The sequence below is a fragment of the Synechococcus sp. HK05 genome (genome assembly GCF_019104765.1).
GTDB lineage: Bacteria > Cyanobacteriota > Cyanobacteriia > PCC-6307 > Cyanobiaceae > Vulcanococcus.
Window position 1 is genome coordinate 1 of sequence record NZ_JAHRXJ010000010.1, and the last position, 24,710, is coordinate 24,710.

30 protein-coding genes are annotated in these 24,710 nt (G+C 62.9%); 16 read left to right on the forward strand and 14 right to left on the reverse strand.

The genetic code is table 11. The features are described 5' to 3' along the window. Positions 1-1,669: 1,669 nt before the first annotated feature. The 6 genes from KUL97_RS08375 to KUL97_RS08400 all read right to left on the reverse strand — a co-directional run bounded on the left by KUL97_RS08375 (position 1,670) and on the right by KUL97_RS08400 (position 7,111). Positions 1,670-3,322, reverse strand: coding sequence for a DNA primase (locus tag KUL97_RS08375; RefSeq protein WP_217796524.1), 1,653 nt, complete (start codon positions 3,320-3,322; stop codon positions 1,670-1,672). Next, positions 3,319-5,028 carry a DnaB-like helicase C-terminal domain-containing protein gene (locus KUL97_RS08380; RefSeq protein ID WP_217796525.1) on the reverse strand — a complete coding sequence of 570 codons (1,710 nt, stop codon included), beginning with the start codon at positions 5,026-5,028 and terminating at the stop codon, positions 3,319-3,321. The genes KUL97_RS08375 and KUL97_RS08380 overlap by 4 nt, the downstream gene beginning before the upstream one ends. A 35-nt stretch (positions 5,029-5,063) precedes the next feature. Then, positions 5,064-6,110, reverse strand: a complete 1,047-nt coding sequence (locus KUL97_RS08385) for a hypothetical protein (RefSeq protein ID WP_217796526.1) — start codon at positions 6,108-6,110, stop codon at positions 5,064-5,066. A 354-nt stretch (positions 6,111-6,464) separates the two neighbouring features. Continuing rightward, a complete protein-coding gene (locus tag KUL97_RS08390; protein WP_217796527.1) occupies positions 6,465-6,659 on the reverse strand; it encodes a DUF433 domain-containing protein in 195 nt (64 codons plus the stop codon). Positions 6,660-6,662: 3 nt separating this feature from the next. Beyond that, entirely contained in the window at positions 6,663-6,908 is a 246-nt protein-coding gene (locus tag KUL97_RS08395; protein WP_217796529.1) for a type II toxin-antitoxin system HicA family toxin, read from the reverse strand. Then, complete coding sequence (locus KUL97_RS08400; RefSeq protein ID WP_217796530.1) at positions 6,905-7,111, reverse strand: 2-oxoisovalerate dehydrogenase; 207 nt, start codon at positions 7,109-7,111, stop codon at positions 6,905-6,907. Before KUL97_RS08400 ends, KUL97_RS08395 begins: the two co-directional genes overlap by 4 nt. A 134-nt stretch (positions 7,112-7,245) precedes the next feature. Between KUL97_RS08400 and KUL97_RS08405 the strand changes: the two genes are divergently transcribed. Together KUL97_RS08405 and KUL97_RS08410 are read left to right on the forward strand one after the other, a co-directional pair. Continuing rightward, positions 7,246-8,184, forward strand: coding sequence for a sigma-70 family RNA polymerase sigma factor (locus KUL97_RS08405; RefSeq protein ID WP_217796532.1), 939 nt, complete (start codon positions 7,246-7,248; stop codon positions 8,182-8,184). Between the two features lie 117 nt (positions 8,185-8,301). Further along, positions 8,302-9,096 (forward strand): DNA-binding response regulator, encoded by a 795-nt coding sequence (locus tag KUL97_RS08410; RefSeq protein WP_217796533.1) that lies wholly within the window; start codon positions 8,302-8,304, stop codon positions 9,094-9,096. On the opposite strand, the gene KUL97_RS08415 is transcribed toward KUL97_RS08410, so the two are convergent. Next, positions 8,993-9,448 carry a hypothetical protein gene (locus KUL97_RS08415; protein ID WP_217796534.1) on the reverse strand — a complete coding sequence of 152 codons (456 nt, stop codon included), beginning with the start codon at positions 9,446-9,448 and terminating at the stop codon, positions 8,993-8,995. The genes KUL97_RS08410 and KUL97_RS08415 overlap by 104 nt on opposite strands. A gap of 483 nt (positions 9,449-9,931) precedes the next feature. Between KUL97_RS08415 and KUL97_RS08420 the strand changes: the two genes are divergently transcribed. The 5 genes from KUL97_RS08420 (at position 9,932) to KUL97_RS08440 (ending at position 12,793) form a co-directional block, all read left to right on the forward strand. Next, entirely contained in the window at positions 9,932-10,372 is a 441-nt protein-coding gene (locus KUL97_RS08420) for a sigma factor (protein WP_254896363.1), read from the forward strand. Positions 10,373-10,542: 170 nt separating this feature from the next. After that, entirely contained in the window at positions 10,543-11,610 is a 1,068-nt protein-coding gene (locus KUL97_RS08425) for a hypothetical protein (protein ID WP_217796535.1), read from the forward strand. Beyond that, positions 11,610-11,975, forward strand: coding sequence for a hypothetical protein (locus KUL97_RS08430; RefSeq protein WP_254896364.1), 366 nt, complete (start codon positions 11,610-11,612; stop codon positions 11,973-11,975). Before KUL97_RS08425 ends, KUL97_RS08430 begins: the two co-directional genes overlap by 1 nt. Before the next feature lie 51 nt (positions 11,976-12,026). Further along, the gene (locus tag KUL97_RS08435; protein ID WP_217796536.1) at positions 12,027-12,503 is read left to right on the forward strand and encodes a hypothetical protein; all 477 of its coding nucleotides are present in this window, start codon (positions 12,027-12,029) and stop codon (positions 12,501-12,503) included. 128 nt (positions 12,504-12,631) lie between these two features. Next, positions 12,632-12,793, forward strand: coding sequence for a hypothetical protein (locus KUL97_RS08440; RefSeq protein WP_217796537.1), 162 nt, complete (start codon positions 12,632-12,634; stop codon positions 12,791-12,793). 423 nt (positions 12,794-13,216) lie between these two features. Here KUL97_RS08440 and KUL97_RS08445 read toward each other — a convergent pair whose 3' ends face one another. Together KUL97_RS08445 and KUL97_RS08450 are read right to left on the reverse strand one after the other, a co-directional pair. Continuing rightward, positions 13,217-13,513 carry a DUF1651 domain-containing protein gene (locus KUL97_RS08445; protein ID WP_217796539.1) on the reverse strand — a complete coding sequence of 99 codons (297 nt, stop codon included), beginning with the start codon at positions 13,511-13,513 and terminating at the stop codon, positions 13,217-13,219. A gap of 17 nt (positions 13,514-13,530) precedes the next feature. Next, positions 13,531-13,818 (reverse strand): galactose oxidase, encoded by a 288-nt coding sequence (locus KUL97_RS08450; RefSeq protein ID WP_217796540.1) that lies wholly within the window; start codon positions 13,816-13,818, stop codon positions 13,531-13,533. Between the two features lie 252 nt (positions 13,819-14,070). Here KUL97_RS08450 and KUL97_RS13750 point away from each other — a divergent pair, with 252 nt between their 5' ends. Next, positions 14,071-14,262, forward strand: a complete 192-nt coding sequence (locus KUL97_RS13750) for a hypothetical protein (RefSeq protein WP_254896365.1) — start codon at positions 14,071-14,073, stop codon at positions 14,260-14,262. A gap of 4 nt (positions 14,263-14,266) precedes the next feature. Here the strand turns inward: KUL97_RS13750 and KUL97_RS08460 are convergent, their stop codons facing one another. Next, positions 14,267-15,436: a site-specific integrase gene (locus KUL97_RS08460; RefSeq protein ID WP_368656124.1), complete on the reverse strand. Its 1,170-nt coding sequence runs from the start codon at positions 15,434-15,436 to the stop codon at positions 14,267-14,269. A gap of 671 nt (positions 15,437-16,107) precedes the next feature. Between KUL97_RS08460 and KUL97_RS08465 the strand changes: the two genes are divergently transcribed. After that, positions 16,108-17,046: an alpha/beta fold hydrolase gene (locus KUL97_RS08465; RefSeq protein ID WP_217796543.1), complete on the forward strand. Its 939-nt coding sequence runs from the start codon at positions 16,108-16,110 to the stop codon at positions 17,044-17,046. Between the two features lie 81 nt (positions 17,047-17,127). Here the strand turns inward: KUL97_RS08465 and KUL97_RS08470 are convergent, their stop codons facing one another. Beyond that, entirely contained in the window at positions 17,128-17,694 is a 567-nt protein-coding gene (locus KUL97_RS08470) for a hypothetical protein (protein ID WP_217796544.1), read from the reverse strand. 214 nt (positions 17,695-17,908) lie between these two features. Here KUL97_RS08470 and KUL97_RS08475 point away from each other — a divergent pair, with 214 nt between their 5' ends. Further along, complete coding sequence (locus KUL97_RS08475) at positions 17,909-18,160, forward strand: hypothetical protein (RefSeq protein ID WP_217796545.1); 252 nt, start codon at positions 17,909-17,911, stop codon at positions 18,158-18,160. On the opposite strand, the gene KUL97_RS08480 is transcribed toward KUL97_RS08475, so the two are convergent. Beyond that, positions 18,157-18,894: a 16S rRNA (uracil(1498)-N(3))-methyltransferase gene (locus KUL97_RS08480; RefSeq protein ID WP_217796546.1), complete on the reverse strand. Its 738-nt coding sequence runs from the start codon at positions 18,892-18,894 to the stop codon at positions 18,157-18,159. The genes KUL97_RS08475 and KUL97_RS08480 overlap by 4 nt on opposite strands. A 149-nt stretch (positions 18,895-19,043) precedes the next feature. Here KUL97_RS08480 and KUL97_RS08485 point away from each other — a divergent pair, with 149 nt between their 5' ends. The 5 genes from KUL97_RS08485 (at position 19,044) to KUL97_RS08505 (ending at position 23,516) form a co-directional block, all read left to right on the forward strand. Then, positions 19,044-19,223 (forward strand): hypothetical protein, encoded by a 180-nt coding sequence (locus tag KUL97_RS08485; RefSeq protein WP_217796547.1) that lies wholly within the window; start codon positions 19,044-19,046, stop codon positions 19,221-19,223. A gap of 54 nt (positions 19,224-19,277) precedes the next feature. Further along, positions 19,278-19,715 carry an EamA family transporter gene (locus KUL97_RS08490; RefSeq protein WP_217796548.1) on the forward strand — a complete coding sequence of 146 codons (438 nt, stop codon included), beginning with the start codon at positions 19,278-19,280 and terminating at the stop codon, positions 19,713-19,715. Positions 19,716-19,799: 84 nt separating this feature from the next. Next, the gene (locus tag KUL97_RS08495) at positions 19,800-20,483 is read left to right on the forward strand and encodes a response regulator transcription factor (RefSeq protein ID WP_217796549.1); all 684 of its coding nucleotides are present in this window, start codon (positions 19,800-19,802) and stop codon (positions 20,481-20,483) included. A 17-nt stretch (positions 20,484-20,500) separates the two neighbouring features. Then, entirely contained in the window at positions 20,501-21,817 is a 1,317-nt protein-coding gene (locus tag KUL97_RS08500) for a HAMP domain-containing sensor histidine kinase (protein WP_217796550.1), read from the forward strand. Between the two features lie 82 nt (positions 21,818-21,899). Next, complete coding sequence (locus tag KUL97_RS08505) at positions 21,900-23,516, forward strand: glycosyltransferase family 39 protein (RefSeq protein ID WP_217796552.1); 1,617 nt, start codon at positions 21,900-21,902, stop codon at positions 23,514-23,516. A gap of 190 nt (positions 23,517-23,706) precedes the next feature. Here KUL97_RS08505 and KUL97_RS08510 read toward each other — a convergent pair whose 3' ends face one another. Further along, a complete protein-coding gene (locus KUL97_RS08510; protein WP_217796553.1) occupies positions 23,707-23,955 on the reverse strand; it encodes a hypothetical protein in 249 nt (82 codons plus the stop codon). Between KUL97_RS08510 and KUL97_RS08515 the strand changes: the two genes are divergently transcribed. Further along, positions 23,954-24,475 carry a cytochrome b/b6 domain-containing protein gene (locus KUL97_RS08515; protein ID WP_217796554.1) on the forward strand — a complete coding sequence of 174 codons (522 nt, stop codon included), beginning with the start codon at positions 23,954-23,956 and terminating at the stop codon, positions 24,473-24,475. The genes KUL97_RS08510 and KUL97_RS08515 overlap by 2 nt on opposite strands. Here the strand turns inward: KUL97_RS08515 and KUL97_RS08520 are convergent, their stop codons facing one another. Continuing rightward, on the reverse strand, positions 24,476-24,679 hold the full coding sequence (locus KUL97_RS08520; protein WP_217796555.1) for a hypothetical protein: 204 nt from the start codon (positions 24,677-24,679) through the stop codon (positions 24,476-24,478). It lies immediately after the preceding gene. Positions 24,680-24,710 lie beyond the last annotated feature (31 nt).

The following is a 24,710-nucleotide window of genomic DNA, read 5'->3' on the forward strand; positions in this document are numbered from 1 at the left end:
CGGCATGCGCTTGCTGAAAATTCAGGTTCCCGGAAGCTGTAGCCGAGACCTGCATACTTGCGCCACGGCAGCATCCATACGGTCAGCCTGCGTTGCGCCGGGGTATGGCGCTGGAGGCAACTGCTTGAGCTGAAGGATCCCATAGGCCTCGGGTCCGGTGATACGGCGATTGCTCCATCGAGCACAGACCCCTTGGATCTGGGCACCACTCAGCCCGATCAGCAGAGCCAGACTTCCTGCGAGCACGTGTCGTGAACCTGCAACACCACGATGGTGCAAAAGACATGTTGGATTGTCAGCCGTTGAGGCTGGTCCATTCACTCCCGCTCCACAACAGGCGCCCACTCAGCCCGGATTCCGATGGCAGGCACATCCGGTTCCTCGTTGGTCTTCGCCAGCCATTGGGAGCGAAGGATCCGATACCCCTTGCGCACATTCCGCAGTCCCACCGGTGCCTGCGCCGCTGTACAGGACTTTCCTCCATAGCTGCAGGGCGAAGGTTGACTACTAAAGCCAGGCGGCCAGGATCAGCGCCGCAAGAAGGAAGTGTCTCTGCGGATCGGTGGTGCAGAGCTCAGTTGGGAATCAACCATCTGTGCACCACGCCTTCATCTTCTGCACCGGACGTAGCGACAACCATCATCTGATCGTTGCAGCGTCGGCGCTGCACTGGGAAGTATTAAATTACTCTCACTTCGATCTTGAACCAAGAACTATCAGCTCAAGAAACGACTCTCATCAACGAGCAATGGCTTGCGCGGCCTATGCGGAAGGACCTCAATTAGAGCACGCCTATTAGTCGGCGCCTCATCCGTAGCTCTTTGAGAGACTGCCTGTAGAGCCGCATTGTACGCCCGATCAAAACATTGGTCAGCCACCTGCTCCCAATAGCACCGTATAGCCTCATCCATTGGAGACAGCGCTTCTTAGTGGAGTCAGTCGAGGGCGCTGGCTCAACTGATAAGCCATCCCGAGACTGATCGAGATGACCACGACTACGAGACTGACAATAAGCCGGTAAAGGGTGAATCCAGATTTTCTATCCCGTCGCATGTTCTAATTGCACTTTTGCGCATTGAACCAGCAGAGTGGCCAGGGCGCAGGGGATTATTCACTGGGTGCATACTGGGAATCACGGGGCGCATACCACACGGGTCAAGACAACTTCATCCGGTGCAAGTACGTTCGGATCGCGACGACCGATTCCGCCCCCATCGTGCATCTAGCGGAAGTTCACCGTATTCAACGATGGTGAGCCCCGACGCGTAGACACTCGGATTTGGATAAAGATTATTTGTTCATCTAGCTTAAAGCCCATCCCCGTTCCGGAGCGGGCGCTCAGGCTCACCAGGTTGTACCCGGCGCGTTCTCGCTCAAACGGCAGCGGCTCCTGCTCTGGCTGCGGTGACCAGCCAGCAGCAAGAAGATGGGCATTCACCACTGCGATCGGTTCGTTGACCGCCAACGCAGGAGCTCCGGCGGAGTAGCCATCGGATCGGAGAGCCTGCGTCAGAGCTAGTGCGGCTATGGCTCCAGTTTTCGATGTTGCCTGACAAGAGGCCCGCACCATCGACTGGAGGCTGCTCCTGACGACATGACCGCGTGCTCCACGCATCGACTGGATTCCAGCAACAACAGGCGAGGGTGAGGGTTGAGACCCGGGTTGTTTTCAGATTGGCTCGAGAGCATCGAGCAGGGCCTGCAGTTCCGTCTGCGGATCTCGCTGCAACACGGCGATCACATCAGGGCTGGTGGCAGCGGCCTGAGCGATGGCAGCGCCAATGGCACCAGGCAACTGATCCGCCAGCTGCAATCCCATCGCTGTGATCTCCCCGTCAACGGTGACCAAGGCCAGATTGCTCAGCCACTCCATGGCGGTTCGGCAGACGGGGTTCTTGAACGCGATGCACTGCAGCAGTTCGCGGCACTCTGCTGCATACAGAAAGAGCCGCAGGGCGCGGTGCTCGGCCCGCTGGCGAGCGGTGGATGCGGAGGGCTCGATGAGCGCAGCGTTGCCCGGGGCCTTGGCCTGGGTTGAAGCCGGCGCGTCGCACTGGCCCTGGAGAGCCGTGTTCAAGCGCTGCTCCGCCGAGTGGCGCAACACCCCATCGGGCAGCTGCTCAATCAGGGCCTGACCGGCCTGCTCCACCGCTTGGAGAGTCTCCAGTGATGGGGAAGCACTGCCTGCGGCCAGCGGAGCCAGAAGCCGGTCCAGGCGCCACTCCAGCCAATGCCTGGCTGAGGCAATCAAGCCCTCAACAGAGGTTGGACCCTGGCTGCGAATCAAGCCATCGGCGTCCTGGCCCTCGGGCAATTGCACTACCGATGCACTCAAACCACCAGCCACCAACTGCGACTGCAACTGTTCAATCAGGCGTTCGGTGGCGGCCTGACCTGCGCTGTCGCCATCGAGGGCGATCAGCAGGTGCTTCATCCCCTGGCGCCTGAGGAGCTGCAGCTGCAACTCCGACACGCTCGTGCCCAGGCAAGCCACCGCATGGGTGAACCCCGCCTGGTGAAGCTGGATTACATCCAGCGGGCCTTCCACCAACAGCGCGGTGCCTTGCTTACGGATCGCCTCTGCGGCTTGATCCAGGCCGAACACCAACCCATTGCGTTGGAAGAGCAGGTCTCCTGTGCTGTTGCGGTACTTGGGCTCTTGGTTGCCAGTGGCGCGGCCGCAGAAGCCCACGGTCTGGCCGGAGGCGTCGTTGAGGGGGATCACCAGCCGGCCAGAGGCAAACCCGAGCTGCCAGGTGGTAGCGATCTCGGGGCTGATGCCCCGGGAGCGGAGGTAGTCAGCGCCAGCGCCGCCCTGCTCCAGCTGTTGCAATAGGGCCTGGTGGAATTGCTGGCGTTGCTCGCTGCGCTGAGCCATCAACTGACGGCGCTCTCGCCACTCCTGCTCAAAACGCGCCTGCGCCTCAGGGTCACCCTCAGCCACACTCACGCCGGTGCGGCGCGCCAGCTCGAGCACCGCTTCCTGAAAGCTCAATCCCTGCCTGTCCTGCAGCCAGCCGATGGCATCGGTGCCCTTGCCGCAGACAAAGCAGTGCACCCGGTTGCGCGTCGGGCTGACGGATAGCGAGGGATGGCGATCGTCGTGCCAGGGGCAGCGGGTCACGAACTCCCGGCCAGTCTTCTTGAGTTCAGCGGGCCCAAAGAGATCGGTGATCTGGGCCCGTTCACGCACGCTCTCCAACACCGCCGGTGTGAGCAGACCAGCCGGGCGTCCGGTGGGGTGCCCACTTGGGGCGCGCCGGCCCGCACCTGCAACCACCCGGTGAGAGGCGGCCATGCCGCCGGCTTTGCCGTTGCTCATAGGCACTCCACGCCGGGGTAGAGGTCGCTGCCGGTGAACAGCTTTCGAGCCTCATCGCCTTCCAGGTAGCAGTGGCTGCGGTCCAGGCGGATGGTGGTTTTACTCAGCTCGTTGCCGCTGGCCATCTGGCCGTGGCGGAACTTGCCGTGGTGCACCTCCAGCAATCCCGGCTGGGCCGGTGTGAACTCATCAAGCTTGGGGCGATCGATCAGCCACACCGCTGAGGCATAACGCTCCAGCTCAGACGTCCCCGCCAGATGGGAGACATCAGGGCCGGTGGGGTTGCCGTAGGCGCCGCGGTTGAGCTGCGCCACCACGAACATGTCGAGTTCACAGCGGCCGGCAATCGCTTTGATCGTCGTGGCCCGGGCCGCCAGTTCAGCAGTGGTGTTGCTGCCAAAGCCGGGGGTGGGCCCCATGGCGTGAAAGTGATCGAGGAACACCGCCGAGAGGTTGGGGTTGGCGCTCTTGCAGTCCTCCACCAGCGCGGCCAGCGCCTCAACAGTGGCCGCAAATTTGCTCTGGTACAGCACCTCGCCCATGCGCTCGCCATTGGGGGCGATGCCGGCGGAGAACTGAGCCTCAAGTTGCTGGAGACGCTCCAGATCGCGGCCCTCAATCACCTCTCCGCGGCCCTCGAGTTCATTGGCGGAGTAGCGCGAGGAAAACACCCCGCTGGCCTTGCGGCAGTAGTTGGCAAACAGGCGAGCACCAATCGCCTGGCGGCTCAATTCGCAAGAAAGCACCAACACTGAGGCGCCGTTGTAGGCCAGCCCCATCGCTGCGGCGATGCCCACGGTGGTCTTGCCCACGCCCGAACGGGCTGCGAGCACCCAAGTGCTGTCGCCGGTCCCAGGGATCACGCCACCACGCATGTCGATGTCCAGCGAGGGGATCCCCGTCGAAATGGGCTTGGGGCGTTGGTCGGCGGGCAACGACGCCAGCGTGAGACATTTGCGGCCTGCATCGCTCGCCCTGCAGACCTGGAAGCTCTGGCTATAACGCCCTGCGGTGATCGAAGTGGCGTCATTGAGCAGTTGGCGGCAGCTCTCCAGTTCGCCGTCGATGCCGCAGTCGATCTGCTCCCGCGCCAGGAGCTTGCGCAGCCCTGGATAAAACACAGCCCTGGCCTTAGCGCTCTGGAAAAGACGGCAGGCAATTTTGAAGTCCAGCTCGGGGTGAATCAGCCCGTCATCACCCCAGGCGATCACCTCCGAGAGAGCTTCTTCGATCTGCAGCAGCGAGCCGCGGAAACGGCCGTCCAGGGCTCGCTGGCGCACGTCCTCCCGGATCGCGTAGGCGTTGAGCACATCGATGTCGCGGCGGCCGCGGAACAGCTCATCGATCTCCAGTGCCAGGGCCCTGAGGCCCGGTTGGGTCCAGATCGAGCCCGGCACCACCTCGTCAAACCGCAGCCCGATGGCGCGGCGGAAAAGGCCCCAGCGTTCGCGTTGGTCATCGGTTCCAACCAACACAGCCGCCAGCAGATTTTTTTCGTGCTCGGCGAGTGAGTGATCCGCGGGAACCTCCGGCACCTCGGCCGCCATCAGGCCTGCGGCGGTCTCGATGAACAGCCCCTGGTCGATCATCCGTTGGATCAGCGCCGGGTCAAAGGCGCCGGGGATGGTGGTCTTGAGCTCCTCGTTGCCGTTGTGGTCAGCTCCAGCGTTGCCGGCTCCGGAGTTGGCGTTTGGGGTGGTGGTCATGGCGTACACAGCGATGGGACGTGTGGACCCTGGATTCAGCACCTGGCCTCCTGGGCGAACTGTTCAGCGGCTGTGCCGGGTTTGCCGAAACCGGCGGCCTCCAGGATTTCCGCCAGACGTTGCAGTTCGCTTGCCGGGAGTGAGGCGGCCTCCATACCGCGCCCCGTCCACTGGTGGCCGTCCCAGGCGAGTAGTTCGCAGGCACGGCGGTGTTCGGGGTGGTAGGTGGCAGCCGGGCGGTGATGGCCCACTCCTGGAGTGTTCCCACCGATGCCGCATGAGGGCCGTCCGGTGTAAGCGCCCCAGGCAAAAACGTGCCAGTGCTCCACCCCCCGCCCTTCTGAGGCGCGATCCACCTGGAGCAAAGCGCGAGCACAGTCGGAGCCGTTGCGGTCGATGGGGTACTCCGTTCGCCAGAACTCGGGCATCCCCCGAAGTGCCTGAATCAGTGCTGCCTCAAACGCCTCTGCGCCACCGGCGTGACGGATCGCCTGGCGTAGGCGACTGCCCAACACCGTGCCTGTGGGTGTGTAAGTCGGCCAAGACCCCGGTTTGTGTTGGTTGTAGATGGCAGCGAACTGTGCAATCAACTTGCTTTGCGGGGGAGTGCTCTCGGGCGCAACGGAGGGTTCCGGGGAGGGTTCCCTCCCGCTTGGCTCTGCTTGCAACGGGAGAAGCTGTGCAAGCTCCTGCTCGGAAGACGGAGCGTCAGCGCTGGTCTGCCCCGCCTGCTCTCTGGTGCCCTGGAGTAGTTCCAGGTTGTGCGCCTGAGGCTCAACAACCTCCAGGAGCTGCACCTGCGTGCCAAAGGCATCGCCGCTGTAGGTGAGCCAGCCGATCGCTTGCAGATCCGCAAGGTCCTCGCGCAACAGACGCGGCTGTAGATGCCAGGCGGTGGCCAGCTCCCGCAGGGCCAGTTGCACACAACCACCGGGATCAGCTCTGCATTGCAGGTGGCCATAGAGCGTGGCCACGCGAATCGCTCGGCTGGGATTCAATGAGCCTTTGCGGCGCTGATTGAGCAGCTGCAGCGCGCTGTAGGTCTTCTGGATCGCTTCTGTGCGCGTGGCGTAGAAGCGCATGGGGCAGATCAGGAGAACCAGCTCCTGGCGACACACCAGAGGCTATGGGGGGCGTCTGGTGAACGTGCTCAGATTTGGCTGGCTCAGCGCTGGCCAGAGCATCCCGAATCCACCCGATCCAGGGAGCCGGCTGTGTTCTTTGGGCTGTTGTTTCTAAAAAGCTTTTCAGATATTTAGATGTGAGGCACAGGGTGCCCCACCCCTGAGGCATGGGGTGCTCCACCCGTGAGGCATCCAGTGCTCCACCGGTGAGGCATGGGGTACTCCAGGGTGAGGCACCGGGTGCCACACCTGGGTGAGCATCAACGGGGTCGAATCTCCACCCAGGGTTGTCCGCTGCGCTGCGCTGCCAGATCACATGCGGCGATGGGCCGCGTAGCGCAGGGCAGCCTCCAGGTCCTCGGCCTCCAGATCCGGATCGTCCGCCAGGATCTGGGCGCTGCTCAAGCCAGCGGCATCGAGCTCAAGGATGTCAGCCACACGGATGCGCATCCCACGGATGCACGGCTGACCGCCGCATTGCTGAGGGTTGGTGGTGATCAGCTCCATCGCTCAACCCTCCAGCTGAGCCAGCAGATCACTGAGTTCGATCAGGCACTGGCTGGCCACATCTTTCAGGATCTGACGGAGCGTGCCGACCCGTAAGGGCTTGTGCGCAGGAATGGTGATGTGCTGCTGCCCATGCGGTCCCTGGCGCGTCAGCCGCATGTGACTGCCACTCTGGCGCGTCACTGCGTAACCCAGGCGCTGCAGGCGTCTGGCCAGCTCAACCCCGTTGAGATCACTGGGCAGTTTCACAGAGCCAGCAGTTCCTGCCTGACGAGGTGGAGGCGCAGAAGCGACGGCGTCGCCCCCTCCTCGAAATGACACTGCACGGCATCGCGGATCTCACGGCGGAGATCCTCCAGCGTGTCGGCCTCGGTATGGATGGCCTCCCCGACCGCCTGAGCGCGGAAAGAACCGTCGTCGGCTTCCTCTACCAGAAAGAGCAGCTCGTTCATCACCGCCTGGCCAGTGCATCCACTCTGGCGCCCGCAACGTCTCCTGGGCTGCTTGCCATCGCCATAACCCAACTCCAGCGAACGGCGCAAGGGTGAAACCACGGGGAATGCTCCACGCAGTTGCGCCCCTCCCCATGACCCACCGTCCTTCCGCGCCTGGCTCAGCCGTCAGAACCTGGATCGATCACAGCTCCAGCCGTCAACCGCTGTGCGAACGCGCTGTTCTGGAGCTCTCCCGCCGCGTGCAGCGCTGGCAGCAACACCCCGCTGGTCCAAGCCACGCACCCAAGCCCGTGCGTCGCAGTGCCCTGCGCGCCCGTGACCAGCTGGTGAATCACAACCTGCGCCTGGTGGCTCACACTTGGCAGCGCCAATGCAACAGCGCCTCCTTGCCAGCCCGTGAGGAAGGCACCGTCGATGCCCTGCAGGAAGCCGCTTTCAACCTGGTGCGGGCTGCCGAGAAATTCGATCCCGCGAGGGGTTATCGCTTCTCCACCTACGCCACCTTCTGGGTGCAACGAGGTCTCAACGACTATCAGCAGCGCTGCATGCGCTCGATCCGCTTCCCGGCCGATCGTGCCGCTGCGATGATGAAGGCTGAGCGGTTGATCGGACAGCACACGCTGCGCACCGGTGAACCACCATCCCTGACCTGGGTGGCCTCGCAGCTGAAAGTGGATCGTCAACCACTCAGCCTGGAGAAGTTCAACGAGCTGTTCGACCAGTGGCAGTTGACCCGCGCTGACTCGCTGGATGCGGGGGAGCAGAGCAACGAGGAACGCACAGAGCTCAGCCTCGTGGATCAAGCGTCCCTCTACCGCGAGGCTCAGCAGCAGCTGGAGGATCAGAACAAGCGCGAGTTCCGCATGGTGGGTGAGCTGGTGCAACAGCTGGACGAACAAGAGCAGCGGCTGATCCGCAATCGCTACCTGCGCCGCCCGCCCCTGAGCCCCTGCCAGATGCGCAGGTCCATGGGCGGCCTCAAGCAGGAGCAAATCGAAGAGATGGAGGAGCGCGCTCTCGCCAAACTGCGCCATGCCGCAGAAGAGCGCAAACACGAGTTCACCCGCTGATTCACCACCGGAGAATGCGCGGAGAACAACCCCCAGGGGTAAGTCACCCCTGGGGATTTTGCTGCTGTGGTGCAACTCGTGGTTGTGTTGCTACAGCGGGGTGATCGGCGAAGGGTGATGACCCCGGACGACTTGCGCTGCCAGATCCAGACGTTGCAGCAGACGATTGAGCACCTTCTGGAGGGCTGGACTCTGGTGGTTTGCTCCAGTCATCAACGCTTTGTGGACACCGCAGCGTTGCTCTTACCGGCGTTGCGGTTCACCTCCCATTCCACAGCCGAATGCTTGGCGTTGGCCCTGCCCAGCGACGGCAAGTTGCTGGTGCTCTGTGATGACGACGGCGCCGATGGCGGGGCCGTGGAATTGATCGCACAAATGCGCGAGCGCCATGGTGCAGAACGCTGTCGCTTTCTCCTCTGCCTCGACGCAGACGTCGCCGCCTCACGCCTGGTGCACCTCTGGCGTCTGCGCCCCGATGGCCTCAGCTGCCGTGAGCGCTGCGGCAGTGGCCGCCTCTTGCAGTGCATTGCCGTTCTCCTGCGCAACGGCCGCTACGAAGACCCTCACCTCTCCGATCGCCTGCGGCAGCTGTTTGCTGATGTCACGCCCGCCAGTGAAGGCGTCGGGCTGACCCTCAAAGAGGAGCGCATCGTGCGGATGGTGGCGGGCGGCCGCAGTAGCCGCGAGATCGGCGCACAACTGGTGATGCGGGCTGATTCGGTGCGCAAGGTGTTCTGCGACCTCTACGACAAAACAGGCGCCTCCGGTAGAAGCGCCTTGCTGATCTGGGGCCTGGAGCATGGGGTGCTCAAGCAGCAAGATCTCGCCTCTCAGCTGCGCACGCCACGGCCGAAAGGGAGAGCCGCCGCGGGAGGTGGCAGCAAGCGCCAGAGCCGGGCAACACATCGCTGAGTCGTTCAGCCGCAAGCAGGGCATCGAGCTCGATGATTTGCACTGCCTCACGCTGACGGGGCAACCAACCGGCGAGCAGGCCGCGATCACCAAGGGGCAGCGGCTTGGGGAGATCGAGCCGTTGGCCGAGGAACGGCAACCAGCGCTCGAGGCCATCGGCCTCACGCCAGGGCTCAAAGCTGGCCACCTCCACCAGCTGCTTGAGCGTGGTTTCGCCGTAGCTGAGCGAGGTGAGATACATCACGTCCTTGAGTTGCTCGGCCTCAAGGGGAAGCGGCATCCAGAAGCCGCGATCGGCGGCGTTCTCCAGGGCATCGCGGTGGTGGTGGGTGAGCAGAACCTTTGTGGTCATGGCAGCGAGGAATCACTGCACCGGTTCTGGCTTTGAGGCCGCGGTTTGCACCGCCCACAGCTGTGGGCTCACCTACCCCACAGGTGTGGGATCAGCGCGTCACAGATGTGGGATGAGTGTGGGCGATCAGTTGGCGACATCAAGTCGCGATGGGCGATTTCACGGAACGGGGTGTGGCTCAAGCGCGCCATTCCCTCAGCCTTTCTTCCAGTGCCACACCCTCCAGCGAAGCCCCAATCCCACCCAAAAGGGGGCCACGCCCCCCTCGGAACCCTTGGGGAGTTGCGAGCTGTTCATGCCTGTTGTGTTGCGCGGGGCCGCCATCGGCGGCGTGTTGGCTCTGGTGGTGCAGGTGTGCGGGCCCACACCGCTCGGGGCAGTGGTGCGTGGGACGTTGATGCAACCGATTCAGGCCAGCCAATCGACTGCAGTGACAGAAATCCAGACGGACCTCCATAGCCTCCAGTCCCTGCCATTTTCTCCATGCCACGACGCTGTCTGCGCCGGCCGATGACCAGTGAACAGCGAGCCTTTGCCTGTCAACATCTGGGCCTGGCGCATCAACAGGCGCACCGCTTTGCTCGACGCTGGTCGATGTCGGTTGATGACCTGCTCGGCCCTGCTTATGAGGGTCTGTGCAAGGGCGCAATCGGCTTTGATCCAGAGCTTGGGCATCGCCCATCCAGCTATCTCGTCCCCAAGGTGAAGGGCGAGTTGCTGCATTACATGCGCGACACCGGTTTTTCGTTGCGCATCAGCCACCGGCTGCGGGAGCTGTGGATCAAGGCCCGTCGATCGGTGGCTCAGGGCCTCAGTGATCAGCAGATCGCCGATCAGCTCCAGGTGCCGCTTGAGCGTTGGCTGGAGTGCCGCCGCGCCTGCGGACAACGTCCAATTCCGCTGCATGAACTCCAGCGCGATTGAGCTGCAAGGCATTCAGCCGGTTTTTACAGACGTCCCCCATAGCCTCTCGTTAGTCGCCCTTGCTTATGGGTTCAGCCAAACACCGCCACCAACCATCCCGTCATCTCCCTGGCAGTGGACATCAACCGGTTACAAATAACGAACAAGACCGCGAACTGCTGCGGTTCAACGTGCGTCTGGCCAAGGCCCGTCAGGCCCAGGCCGACACCAACCGGATCGAACGCAAGGCCTTTCGCGAGCACGCCCGCGTGGAAAACGCCGTGGCTGCCTACACCCGCGAACTGTGTTCTCTCCTGGATGAGCGGGGATTCACTCAGGGCGTCCAGCTCTCCCGCATCCCGGAGGGCGGTGAGTCCGTGTTGATCGTGCAGCTCAGTGACTTGCACTTCAACGAGCGCGTTGAACTCCCCTCCAACCGCTACGACTTCACCGTCGCGGCGCAGCGCCTGGCCAAGCTGGCTCAGCGTGTAAAGCAGCTGGGCAAGAGCTACGGCGCCCGCAAGGTGGTCGTTGCCTGTTTGGGGGATTTCCTCAACAGCGATCGCCGTCTCGACGAGTTGCTCAGCAACAGCACCAACCGCTCCAAGGCCACACTCCTGGCGGCGGACATCCTGCGGGCGTTTCTGCTCGATCTACGCGAGCAGTTCCAGGTCGAGGTGTACGGAATCACCGGCAATGAAAGCCGCGTGAACAAAGAGCTCGGCTGGAGCGATGAACTCGCCACCGACAGCTACGACCTGATGATCTACGAGATCCTCAAGCGCGGCTTTGCCGGCACCGATGGCATCGCCTTCTGCGGCTTCCGGGCGAATGAGCTGTTGTTTGAGGTAATGGGGCGGACGTTCCTGTGCCTGCACGGCCACCAGATCGGCGCGAACGTGCAGAAGTCCGTGCAGGAAATCGCCGGCAAGTACGCCGCCCAAGGCATCACAGTGGACTACACGCTGTTCGGCCACCTGCACGCCAGCGCCATCGGCGACTACCACGCGCGCAATGCCTCGCTGGTGGGCAGCAACGCGTACTCCGAGGCGGGACTGAACTTCTGCAGCAAGGCCGCCCAGAACGTCCACATCGTGACCGGTGCGAAAGGCACGGGCGCCATTGATGGCGTGAAGGTCGACCTGCAGGACGTGACCGGCATCGAGCCCTATCCCTTTGCCGCCGAATGGGAGGCCTACTGCCCCAAGAGCGAGCGCAAACTCCACACCCCTTCTGTCGTTTATCAGGTTGTCGTCTGATGTGCATCTCCACTTCCAGCTGCAGCGCCAAGCAGAGCGCTGAGATCCAAGCCGCCCTGCTCCAGGCGATCACCGGCCTCTCCCAACTGGTGAGCCAACTGGCAAGCCAGTTCCCCATCAGCCAAGCCGCCATTCCGGCAGCAGAGCCCTGGATGGAGGAGCAGGGCACCACTGGAGAGGAAACCCGTTCACCACGCTGCGTTCCCAACCTCAGCCCCCTGTGGGATGAGCTCTCCGTTGTGGAACTGCGCTCACTGCTGCGCAGCTACCCGATCGATCGCACCTCCCTGCCCGCCGCGATCGAGCGCCTGCGCCGGTCCGAACTCATCGAAGCCCTCAACCAGATCCAGGCAATGACCATGTGAGGCGCCCTTGCGATTCAGATCCCACCCACTCCACACACAACTGCGACGCGTATGACCACAACCCTCACCACCACCAATCCCACCGCCCTTGGCGAACCCACCCCTGGATCACCAGAAGCCCTGCTGCTTCTGGCGAATGCCGGAGTTCTCCCAGCCAGCTCAGGCACAGAGGATCCGCGTTTCACCGCTGACGCCATCACCACCTGCGTCTCTCGGCTGCTCGAGGTGAAGCAACAGCAGGAGCTCCTCGCCAGCGAGCAGAAAGAACTGAACGAACAGCTGCGTCTGGCGCACCTACGCGGCGATCTGCTCACACTCCTGCCCGCCGGCAAAGACGGGAATGGTTATCAGATCACCCCCGACCTGGTGCTCAACCGGCGCCCCGGCCGCAAGCAGTGGAGCTATTCGATCGACTGCAAAGAGATCGAGTGCCAGCTCAAGGCACGCCAGAGCTACGAGCAGCAGAGCGGCCTAGCCAGCTACTCCGTGGGGGCTGCGTTCTGGGAGGTGCGGGCTGGGAAGGGCTGACGCGCCACAACACGGATCACGCGATCAAGAGCCCTGGGTCATGGCCCGGGGCTTTTTGCTGTGAACCGTCGCCGCACCTCCTCGCCACAGCCAACCGTCGCTACGACAGAGGCAGCCGTTCACTGGCCATGGGGCTCCTCTACGAACTGATCGTCGACACCGAAGCCGGCACCAGCACCATCCAGATCGAAGCCAACAGCAAGGAGGAGGCGCTGGAGAACGGCCAAGAGCTCTACCCCGGCTGCCGCCTGGCCTTGGTGAACCCCGAACCGGGGGAGCAGAACGGCTGAGCCCAACCAGGCGCGCACACCAAAAACCCCCGAGCAGCGCACGAGGGTCAAGGGTTAATCAACATTCCAATGGCAAGTGGTGATCGAAGCTGCTGGCGTTGGCACCTGGGGCCGAACGTTCTAGGTGTGAGCGATTGGTTCTCCTGGGGCACCTGTGGCGGTGCATGCGGAGTGTCGACGGTTCAGACGTCCCTAGTCAGTGTCCGAACTGACGACCTGCCCACGGTTGGGTGAAGACTGTTGGAGCAGGGGCCTGCAGTCAGCGTGCTTCTGGCAGGTAGCGGGGTGGCGTGTCGTCCATCCGGGCGCCTCCTTGGTTGATGGCTGCAGCATCGCCACTCCACGAGGGCTTGTGCAATCGGGATTTACACGCATTGCCTTGGCCGCCAAGGGCGACGAGATTGGTTGGTTTGGCGCGGCCTCTCAGCGCAGAAACACCATCCGCGGTGGTTGCGGCGGCTGCCACTGCGGCGCACATGGTGCCCAGCCCTCAGCGCGGCGTTGACGCCACAGCTCCAGGGCCTGCTCACGGCTGAGCTGTTGACGCCGCTTGAGAAGTGGCGCTTCCTGATCAGTCAGCCATTCCCCACTGGTCACCTCCAGCTCCTGCTGCCACTGGTCCCAAATCACCGGCTTGAAGTGCAACACCCGCTGGCCGTCGCTCAGCCAGCCCTCGGCCGGACAGGCCGGGATCTTGGTTTTGCGCTGACTGACGTGCACGGACCGCCGCCCCAGCCTCAGCCCACCTCCGGTGCCCAACCCCGTTGGCGCACCATGTCGTCCGTCCAGCCCTGGCAGCGGCGAATCAGGTGCTCGCCCTGGGCAATCAAGCCCTGGTGCAGCTGGCAGGTGAGCACGGGGATGCACTCCGGCCCAGCGTGATGCCTGAACCAGTGGCAGGTCATGCAGACCTTGCGGCTACGGCTCGGACGCAGCACGCCCAGATCGAGATACGACCAGGCCTCGCAGTCGCCCTGCGCCGCAGGCGTCCCCGAGCGGTTTGCCCTGGTTCGAGATAGCGCCATCACACTCCTTCATGCGTACACCAGTACTAGCAGCGATGGAGTGACGTCGGAACCCTTCAGGGCCTCACGCGATTCCTTTTGCTCGCCTTCTTCCGTTTCTGTCTGCCCTTTCTGCCCTCCCTGCTGCCAATAGTCAGCTGGTTCAGGCCCGCTGCCGCCTCAGCTTCTTCCGCGGCGCTGACCTGTCCAACCGCCGAGCTCCCTCCTTACCAGCAAGACCATGCCCTCGCGGCCTTTGAGCAGGGCGACTGGTTGGCGGAGCTCGAACTCCTCCAGCTCGCCAACGCTCTGCAGCGCACCGCCATCACCCGCGGTGGTTACGACGGCCGCTCCTTTGATCTGATGTTTGCCATCGCCGACGTGCTCGAGAGCGATCACGGCTGGAGCTTTGAGCAATCCGATGCCTGGCTTGAGCGCATGGGGCTCTGGGAGGAGGAGTTCTGATTTCTCAGAGCGCGGCACTGGCACGAGCAAAAGCGGCCGCTGTATTGCTCGCCGAAGCCCACGGGTAACTGCGCAAATGAACCTCAAGCGAATGGCCCATGCTGTGGGCCATCGCGCCTGCATCAATCCCGCGGCGGTGGCCGCGCAGGCTGTAGGTGTGCCGGAAGCTGTAAGGAACAAGCCTGCGACCTTCCAGGCTTGCGGCGTCACGAACCTGCGCCCAGGCAGACTGGCGATTCAGGTAGGTCCCGAACGAGTCACCGGCACCGTTGCCGCTTCGGAGCGGAGGAAGCTCGATCTCCCCTTCCTGCCAACGACTCAGAAGCTGCCAGTCGCTCAGGCCCCCCATGCCATCGAGGGGCAAAGGGAACACCCGACGCGCAGCGGTATCTCCGCCGCCTGATCGTTTCTGGTAGCTGCACCACCAGTAAGCCTCTCCCGTTGCGCCGTCCATTCGAACCGACAGGTGAAGCAACTCGATCGGTCGCAGCCCGAGTTCCGCCAGCAGCTTCAGGGCATCGCACCAACGCTTGCCAGCGTCATCAGTGGGCAGGGCCTCCAGGAGATCAAGGATCTGTTGATCTGTGGTGAATGGATCACCCTTTTGGATGCGGTTCACGGTCGCGTCCTTGCGGCCGACATGACGCTTCAGATCCGCCGGTGGGAGCCACAGGTCGGGAAAGCGTTCCCGCTGAACGCAGTGGTTCAGGAACTGGGCAAGGGACTGTGCACGGATCTGGCGCATCCGACTGCCCGGTGCCCAGTCGCGGATGCAGGCATCCAGAAGATCGGCCGGGTTCCCTGGGGGCTTACGCCCGTTGAGGAGCTCAACGGCCATCGAAACCACCGGCTCATAGGCGTGGTTCCAGGTGGCCTCCTTGATGTGGTTCCCGTGGTTGCGCTTCTGCTCCTGAAAACCGGCTGCCGCCTGGCACCAGTTCAGAACGGTGCTCGGCGACTTGCCGTCAGCCAGCTCCGCAGCCGCGCGGAGGGTGTGCCCGTCGCTCCAGTGGACATAGATGTTGCGGATGCGCGTGTAAGCGTCGCCGCGGGTAGCGCGGTCCCAGGCAAACGGGAGCGTGATGCTCTCCGGGGTCTCGCCACGGCGCCTGACCGTCAGTCGCACCTTTCCATAGTCTTCACGCACGGTCCAGCCGGTGGCAATTCCGCTCACCTCCTCACGGAAGAGAACCTCCCAGGCCTGTTGCCGTCTGACTTCTGGCACCGAAGACTTCCGCTCAAATCCCGCTCAAAACTAGCCAATTCGGGCCAGACAGGCCATGACAGCCTCCGCCAAAACCATTGCAGTGACTGAGATCGCAGTTCTGGACTCAACCCACGATCTGCTTTGGGAGCACTAGGTCGCAGGTTCGAATCCTGTCGCCCCGATTGACTTCTCACAGACCGAGCACCACCCCTCCGTGCAGATTTCGTGCAGCCCCCTCCAGTGGGGCAGCTCGATTTGCACGGGAGTTCCCTGCATTGGCTTGCGTAGCCCTGCAGTAGCCGTGGGGTTCTAGCAGCGAAGTCTGGAGCCCCGACCTCACGACCCGACCCGACCAACGGCGACCTCACGCCACGGGTGACGAATCCACCAGCGTCACGGAGAAGGAGCGGTGGCGCAGATCACGGCCGAGTTAGTAGAGGGCGTCGCAGATGTGGCGCCAATCGCCTGAGGTCAGCTCAGGTTGCGGCTGTGTCATGGACTGATTTTGGTCGGCAGCTTGGTATTTCGCCGGGCATCTCTCGAGGAGATAGATCCATTAAGCCTTGTCCCCAATGAGCCACAACAACAAAGCCCCCCCTAGCGTCAAAGCCTCGGGCTCAAGAGACACCATGGCGGACATGTCTTCGAAGGCTGCCACTGATGCACAGGCTTGGCCTCTTGAGGCGTGCTTCAAGGCAAAGCGCGAGCGGATCGAAACAAAAGCAGGGCCGATTGAAATTGCCTGCATGGGTGAAGGAGCACCTCTTCTAACCATCCATGGAGGTCCTGGCGGCTGTGACCAGGGCCTGGTGCTTGCCATGCCATTTGTAAGGGCCAGCTTTCACGTGATTTCGGTCTCGCGCCCGGGCTATCTCGGAACACCGCTTGAAAGCGGCATGAGCTTTAACGATCAAGCCAACCTGCTGGCCTCTCTGATGGATGCTTTGGGCTTCGACTCCTTGCCCGTTGTGGGCGCTTCTGCAGGAGGGCCTGTGGCCTACCTGCTTGCTCAGCGCCATTCAAAACGCGTACAGGCACTCGTGGTCATTGATGGTGTGACCCAGACGTACAGCAAGGAAGAGCAATTATCAGTGTTAGAGGAAGCCATTTTTCTGAGCCAACCTGGGTTGTGGTTGATGGATTGGATGGGCCGTCACTTCCCAGCCTCTGTCGTTAAGGGGCTTCTAACGACAGAAAGCACACTCAGGGAAGACGCTCTCGCTGAGCGCGTGCAGGAGGTTGTGCAGGATCCCGAGAAATTGTCATTCGTGCACATGATGATGCGCACCATGACTGAGCAGTTCAAGCAGCGTCAGCAGGGACTCAGGAATGACCTCAGCAAACTGGCAGCGATCACGAAGCTTCAACTGGATGCGATTCGCTGCCCAACACTGATCATTCACGGCGATGCTGACGCTGACGTTCCAGCCGATGACGCCCAATGGGCTCATCAGCAAATCCAACACTCCAGGCTTCACACCATCCCAGGCGGCTCGCATCTGGCCTTCTGGATTGCACCCGGCGCTGCAGAAGCCCAAGAGCTGGCCATCTCCTGGATGAGGCAGACCTCGGACTGAGCTGTGGCGGCGCCGGGGAAGATCTCCACGAATCGGCCAAGGACATGCCGTCCCGGAGGGTCTCAACCAGCGCCGCAGCAGCTATACAGCGGCATAAATCTCGCTGATCTTCGTGAAGATTCCATCCCCATCAGGATCCGTGAAGGTGCTGATTTCACTCCCATAGCGCTCACGCTCGGTCTTGATCAGGCTCATGCCATCAAACGTCCAGGTTTCGTTGGAGTCGATCCGCTCGCTTGTCCAGCGGCTATCATCGAACTCCTGAAGGTTGGTTACCCGGCCGTTGACCCAATCAAAGCGATGGGCGTCATCGCGATCCCAGGAGTCGTCGCTTCGGGATGATGCAGCAGGCAGACCACCTGCAATCACCGGATCGCTGTTCACATCGGCAGTCAGACTGCTAGATCCAGGCTTGCTCGTGCGACGCCAAATCCCATCACCGTTCGTGTCTTCGTAGTAGCGGGTTCTGTTGCGCTCCTTGTGCACAAGAAGGTCATCTTGGAGGTAGTAGCGCTCATTGCGGTCGATGTCCTCCCGCTTCCAGCGACCGTCGTCCCACTCCTTCACCTTCACCACACGAGAACCTCGGGTGCGGATCTTCAGGGCATCATCACGGTCGTCACCGCGATCGCGATCATCACGAGACATGAGGGAACTCCTGCTTCACGTTCTTAACCGTAAGCAAGCACTTGGGGAGAACTCGTGAAGCCAAGAGTCGGCCGCCATGCAAATCTATTTGCAAGCATTGGGTGACGCCTTGGCAGCATTGGCTTCAGGCGCATCCCACATCTCATCATCTTCACGGCTTTTCCCCTGCTGCCTGTCTAAAGCTCAATTTGAAGAGAGCGACCGGTTCGAAACGATGACCCATCGAGCGCTCATCAGCAGCCTGGGCGGACTCGCCATCGCCGCGTTCACGCTGCCGGCCCCAGCGTCTCCCCATCGTCCTGGCCCCTGCAGCGGCCGACTCCAGAGCCTGGGATACTCCCGGGTTGAATTGGATACCACCAGCGCCCATGCCTCGGTCTACGAGGCCAGGCGAGCAGGAGACGAGGTGAAGCTGATGGTGCAGAACGGCAGCTGCATCGTGGAGAAGGTGTGGCTCGACGACTAACGCAATGCATCAAGGCAGGCAGACGGGGCAAGGGCTTGCGCCAAGGCCGTTGGCAGGGCTGTATCCACACTCAAGACGCGATCACCCAGGTGAACCCGTTGGGCGATCACCTGCTCGGCCAACGCCACCTCAAACGGAACAAAACCTCCTTCTGGACCGATCATCACCACGGCGGGCACCGGAGGCACGTCAGCCAGGGATCGGGCGCCGCCCATGTGGGCGATCCAGCAGGGTCTGCCGGCGCAAAGCGGCACCAGCTCGTCTTCCACAAAGGGACGAAATCGCTTGTGAACATGAATCAAGGGTGCCACCGTGTCGCTGGACCGCTCCATCCCAGCCAACAGCGCTTCTTCGATCTTGTCTGGCCGTAGCAGCGGGCTTTGCCAATAGCTCTTCTCCACCCGTGCGGTGTTGATCAGGTGCACGTGAGCCACACCGAATTCAGCAACCGTGCGCAGAATGCGGCGCAACATCTTCGGCCGAGGCAGGGCTAAAACCACGTCGTAGCGATGCCGTGGCGGCGGCGGTTGATGCAGGTCAACCTTGAGCTGCACTGCAGTGGTCGTGATCTCCACCACCACACCCTCACCCCGCAGGCCGCCAATCTGCCCAACTCGAACCCGATCACCCAACTGAACATTCAGAAGATGACGAAGATGATCGGCGCGATGATCCTGCAAAAGCACAAGATCGGTGGAGAGCCAATCACGATCACGCAGAAGAACCAGGTTCATCAAATCAGCTCTCCTCTCCAAAAGGATACAAAAGCAGCACCCTCAAACAGGGAGGTTGGTGAGCTCAGCCCGAGAAATCGAAATCAACTCTTGAGATTGCGGGCATGTCTCCGAGGCACTCGCCATGCTCTGCCGCAGCGGGCAAACCCATGGATCAACAACTGGGGCGCGCCTTCAGCACCGAGCTGGTGAGGCGCGAAATCGATGCGATCACCTCGCTTGAGGAAGCCAAACGCGCAGCACACCTGCTGCTCCAACAAATTGAAATCCAACGCCAAGCCATGGATCTGTTGATCCGGATGGACTGGGACAGCAACGACATCCTCTGACGCCAGCCAACGGCAACCCACAGGCCCCATAGCCTCAAACCACCCATCACAAGCGTGACCTCTGTGCAGACCTGGCAGCTCTGGGCCGCCGCTGCGGCAGTGTTTGCCGCCTTCACCGCCCTGCTCACCAAGCTTGGTGTTCAAGGCATCGAGGCGGGTCTGGCCACATGGGTGCGAACCCTGGTTGTTGGCGTTGCCTTCACCCTGGTGCTCGCCAGCAGCGGACAACTGCGCTGGGCTCCGCTGCTGGCGCTGCCCCGCCTGGGCTTATTCACCCTGGTGCTCTCCGGTGTAGCCACCGGACTCTCCTGGTTCTGCTACAACCGCGCCCTGCAGCTTGGGCCTGTGGCAGCGGTGGCCGCCCTCGACAAGTTGAGTGTGGTGCTCGTGGCGCTTCTGGCCTGGCTGCTGCTGGCGGAACCGCTGGGGCTTAAAGCCTGGATTGGGGTGGTGTTCATGGCCCTCGGTGCCGCCCTGGTGGCCTGGGCGTAACCCCGCCATGGGCTTCACGACTTCTTCACAGCCAGGGCCGCACGATGCAGGGAGCATGAAGCCTGCACGGGGCCTGCCTTTGGCATGAAGGTGTTGATCGTGGAAGACGATCCCGTCATCCGTGACGCGGTGGCTGAACTCCTGCAGCACTGGGGTCTGGTGGCTGAAGCCACGGGCAATGGCCTGGAAGCGTTGGCGTTGCTGGAAGCCAGCCCGTTTGACCTCGTGCTGCTCGATCTCAACCTGCCAGGCCTCGATGGGCTCGAGGTGTGCCGCCGGCTCAGGCGCCTCCCGGGCAATCAGCCCCTGGTGCTGATGCTCACGGCTCGCGACAGCCTCGACGACAACGTTCTCGGATTGGACCAGGGCGCTGACGACTATCTGGTGAAGCCGTTCGAGCCCGCACTGCTCAAGGCGCGCATCCAGGCGCTGCTACGCCGCGCCTCACGCCCGCTGCAAGAGAACTGGTGCTGGGGCGGACTCACACTCAGCCTCGATGGCCGCACCGCCAACTTCGGCAGCCAAGACCTGCGATTAACGCCCAAGGAACACGCGCTGCTCGAGGCACTGCTGAAGGCCGGAGGCCGAACCTGCTCCAAAGACCAATTGATTGAAGCCGCCTGGGCCTGGGCGGATGTGCCGGGGGATGAAAGCGTGAAAACCCATGTGAAAAACATCCGAGCCAAACTCAACCAAGCGGGCGCACCAGCCGACCTGATCGAAACTGTCTATGGCGTGGGCTTCCGCCTTAACGCCAGCCACGCGTAACCAGTCGATCTGCCGCCATGGAGCCCGATCTCAGCCGGATCCGCTGGAAGCTCACCGGGCGATACGTGGTGATCTCCAGCTTTGTGCTGGTGATGTTTGGCATCGCTGTGTTTTTGGAGGTGAGCCGCGCCCGCACCGCTTTGTTGCGCGAACAGGTGCAGCAGCTGGCCTCCACGGCGGCCTCGCAAATGCCGCTGATCCTGCATGAAATGGAGGAGTACAACCAGCTGCCCCATCAACAGCTGCTGCGTGAATCAGGCCATACCGCACGCTTGGAATCGCAGGCTTCCACGTTGCAGCACAAGAAGATTGTTCTTTTCGATAAAGACCGCACGATCCTCAGCCAATTCGGTGCCATGCCTGCCGATCTCAAGGCGCTAGAGGCCTTGGCCCAGCCAGAGGAGCGCCAGTTCATCACCGTGCCCAACGGCGTGGCCTATTGGCGGCCGGTGTATTTGCGGGAGAGCACCGCCTCCAACCGTGAGCTGGAGGGCTACGTGTTCACATCAATCTCCACAACCCAAACCGACCGTGAGATGTTGCGCCTGCGCAATGGCCTGGTGGTGGGTGGTGCCGTGGGCGCCCTGGCCGCAGCGGTGCTGAGCCAATGGATGGTGGGCAGTTCACTCAAACCGATTCGCGATCAACTGCGCCGCTTGATGCGCTTCACCAGCGATGCCTCCCATGAACTGCGCCATCCCCTCACCGCCATTCGCGCGGTGATTGGTGCGGCCCGGGAACGGGGGCAACTGGAGCGTGCTGACCCGGAACTGGCCGACAAAATCGCTCGCATCGACCAGGCCACAGCGGAGATGAGCAGCCTGGTGGATGATCTACTGCTGCTCACGCGCCTGGATCGCTCCGCACCGGATCAGCAGCACTGGCAGCGCTTTGACATCTGCGATCTCGCGGAGGATTTGGTGGCGTTGTACCAGGATCGAGCCACCAGCCAACAGCTCCAGTTGAAGGCGGCCCTACAACGGCCGGCCCTGATTCACGGCAACCCCGACCAGCTCCGGCGCTTGCTCAGCAATCTGCTGGTGAATGCCATGCAATTCACCCCGCCGGGTAAGGGCGTGGATGTGCGGATCCACCCCCACGGCCATCAGGTGATGGTGGTGGTGGACGACCAGGGTCCAGGCATTCCCGCCGCGCAACGCCGGCTGGTGTTTGAGCGGTTCTGGCAAGCCGATGCGGCCCGCAGCGGGCCGAACGCAGGGCTTGGGCTCTCGATTGCCCGCGGGATCGCACGGGTGCATGGGGGCGCAATCGAAGCGAAGACCGCCAGCAGCGGTGGCTGCCGCATGGTGGTGCAACTGCCAGCGGCGGCCTGAGGATCCAATCTTCACCGCTCCTTCACGAGTTCTTCACCCAACCCTGAAAGGGTGAGTTTTTGGGCGCCGCGGCGCCGCCTCCATGGTGTGGCGTTGGTGGGTTGGTCTGCTCTGGCTTGGGGCAATCCTGCTGTTGTTCAGCCACCTCGGTGATCTCCCCCTGCGGGATTGGGACGAGGCCCTCGTGGCTCGGGTAGCGCAGGAAATCAGCCTCCGCCCCTTCCCCGCCAACTTGTTGCCCACGCTCTGGGGCGAGCCCTACCTCAACAAGCCGCCCTTACTGCACACCCTGATCGCCGCAGCCATTGGGCTCTGGCGCAGCGTGGCTGGGGTTGAGGCCGCGGCGGCGGTGCCACCCGAATGGGTGGTGCGGGCGATTCCAGCTCTGGGCTCCAGCTTGATCGTGCCCTTGCTGGCCCTGGTGCAATGGCGCCTGCGACCGGGGGATCGTCTGGCAGCCGTTTGCAGCGCAGCCATCGCCCTCACCTTGCTGCCCCTGATGCGTCATGGGCGCCTCGCGATGCTCGATGGCAGCCTGATCAGCGCCGTGGCTCTGCAATGGTGGGCCCTGCTGAGCCTGCCGCCGGATCCGAAGCCCGCTGACCAGTGCCGCTGGGGGCTGATCGCCGGCGGGGCTGCTTCAGCGATCATGCTGTTGAAAGCCCCCGCCAGCCTGCCGTTGCTCGCGGGGGCTTGCCTGATGCTGGGCTTGGAGCGGCGCTGGCGGCCTCGGCAATGGCTGCCCTTACTCAGCTGGATCGCCATCGGGCTCCTGCCTGGGATCCTTTGGCATGGCTGGCACCTCCTGGCGCGAGGGCCTGAAGGCCTCACCATGTGGGGCAGCCAAGGCCTGGCACGGGTGGTGAGCTCGCTGGAGGGCCACAGCGGTGGCTGGCTGGTGCCCGTAACGGAAGTGCTGGAGGGCGGCTGGCCCTGGCTCTCACTCTGGCCGCTGGCCATGGTGGTGGCCCTGCAAGAGCGCGGCACGCGCTGGGGGTTCTGGAGTATTGGCCTCACCGTGATCACCGCCGCGGCCGTGCTGCCGCTGCGCACCCAGCTGCCCTGGTACAGCCATTTGCTTTGGCCGTCGTTTGTGATCAGCGTGGGTCCGCTGTTGGCTCAACTGATCCAACGCCACAGCTCCAAGTTGTGGCTCTGCAGGCGCGTGCTGCCATGGGTGCCCTGGCTCTGGATCGTGGCGGGGGCTGGGTTTCTGGTGGCCCATAGGCAACTGCCGCTGCCCGTTGGGGTGAGCCTGCCCGTGGCATTCGCCCTGCTGCTGGGGGGAAGCTTGCTGATCAGCAGTCAGCGGCGCTGGCGCCAGTGGGGCGCCGCTGTGCTCGTGGCGCTGCTCTGGTTGGCCTTGTTTGATCTCTTTGCCAGCCGGATCTGGCTGTGGGAGTTGGCGGAGAGCTGGAGCGTGCCGCCGGTGGCGGCCTGGATGCAGCCACGGCTGGGCGCGGATGGGTCAGCCCCCCTGCTGCTGCAAGGTGATGAGCGGCCCAGCCTCAACTGGTATCTGGATCGAGAGCTGATCACAGGAGCCAAAGCGCGCCGCCAACTGCGCCACAGCGAGCAGCAGCAGTGGGTGCTGAGCGATCAGGATCCATCCAGCCCCAAGCTCAGCTGCCGGCTGGAAGAGAAGGCTTCCGAGATCACGCCACAAGGGCCTGATCTCTACAGCTGCCAGCCACGCTGAGGGCCTCACGAGTTCCTCACGGGAGGCTGCATACGGTGAAAACGTTCTCCGGGATCAGCCCATGTCTCGCGACCACAAACGCAATCGGCGTGATCGAGATCACCGCCGCAACCATCGTGACCGCAACCGTGAGCGCAACCACGATTCGCTCACGACAGCTTCAACGGCATTCAGCGACGACCCGATCATTTCAGGTGGCGACTCCGGCTACCACGAGAGAGATCATTCCCATGAACGCCACGACGGCGGCCGCGAGGATCATCACGATGACGATGTTCGCAGCGTTGGCGGCGTTGTGTATCACGACGACGGCGAGCATTCCCTCGGAAGCAGCGATGGGCACGACAGCGATGATCACGATCGCGATCACTTCAGCTTGATGGCAGCCCCTGATCCCTTGGCTTAAAAGATCACCCTCACCGCGGCCGGCAGGCGACATGAACCGCCCCATCCCCTACCAACCCTCGCTGCTGCGACTGCTGCACGGATGCACCGCCCTGCTCATGCCCCTGGCCTGGCTGAGCGGGCTGGTGGTGTTCGCCAATCACGATGGCCGGTGGTTCAGCCTGCCGGCACTGCCCGGCGACTGGATTGACATCCACGGCACGGTGGGCGTTTTGCTCTGGCCGGTGGCGCTGCTATTTGCGCTCTATGCCCTGAGTGCTGGGCGGGCACGGCTCCGCCAACCGGCCAATGCCGCCGCACTGATCGGCCTGCTGCTGGCGATCGGCAGCGGCAAGTTGATGCAGGAAGACTGGCTACGCACAGGCCAACTCGATGCCTTTCCGTATCACCTGCACCTGCTGGCCTGGCTACTCCTCAGCGGTGCAGTGCTCTGGCATGGGGCAGACGTGCTGCGCCGCGGTGGCTTGCGCTTGGCATGCTCCATGGCGCAACTGCAGGTGCGCGACAATGACGGCCCACGCAGCTGGCCCAAGCAACTGCTGCGCCGCCGCTGATCAAACCCACAAGCCACCCGGCATCCCAGCCACCACAGGGAACAGCTCTCCTTGCACAGCGCCCTTCACGCGGCGCTTGCGAGGCCGGCGCACGGGAGCGGCGGCGGTGGGCACATGGTGAGCCACTGCCTCCACCGACGGCGCCTGGGGCGGCCAGATCACATCAACAGCGCGGAACACGGCATACGGGGACGCAACAGCCATCACCCCAGGAGCGAAGTACACCTGTACTAGC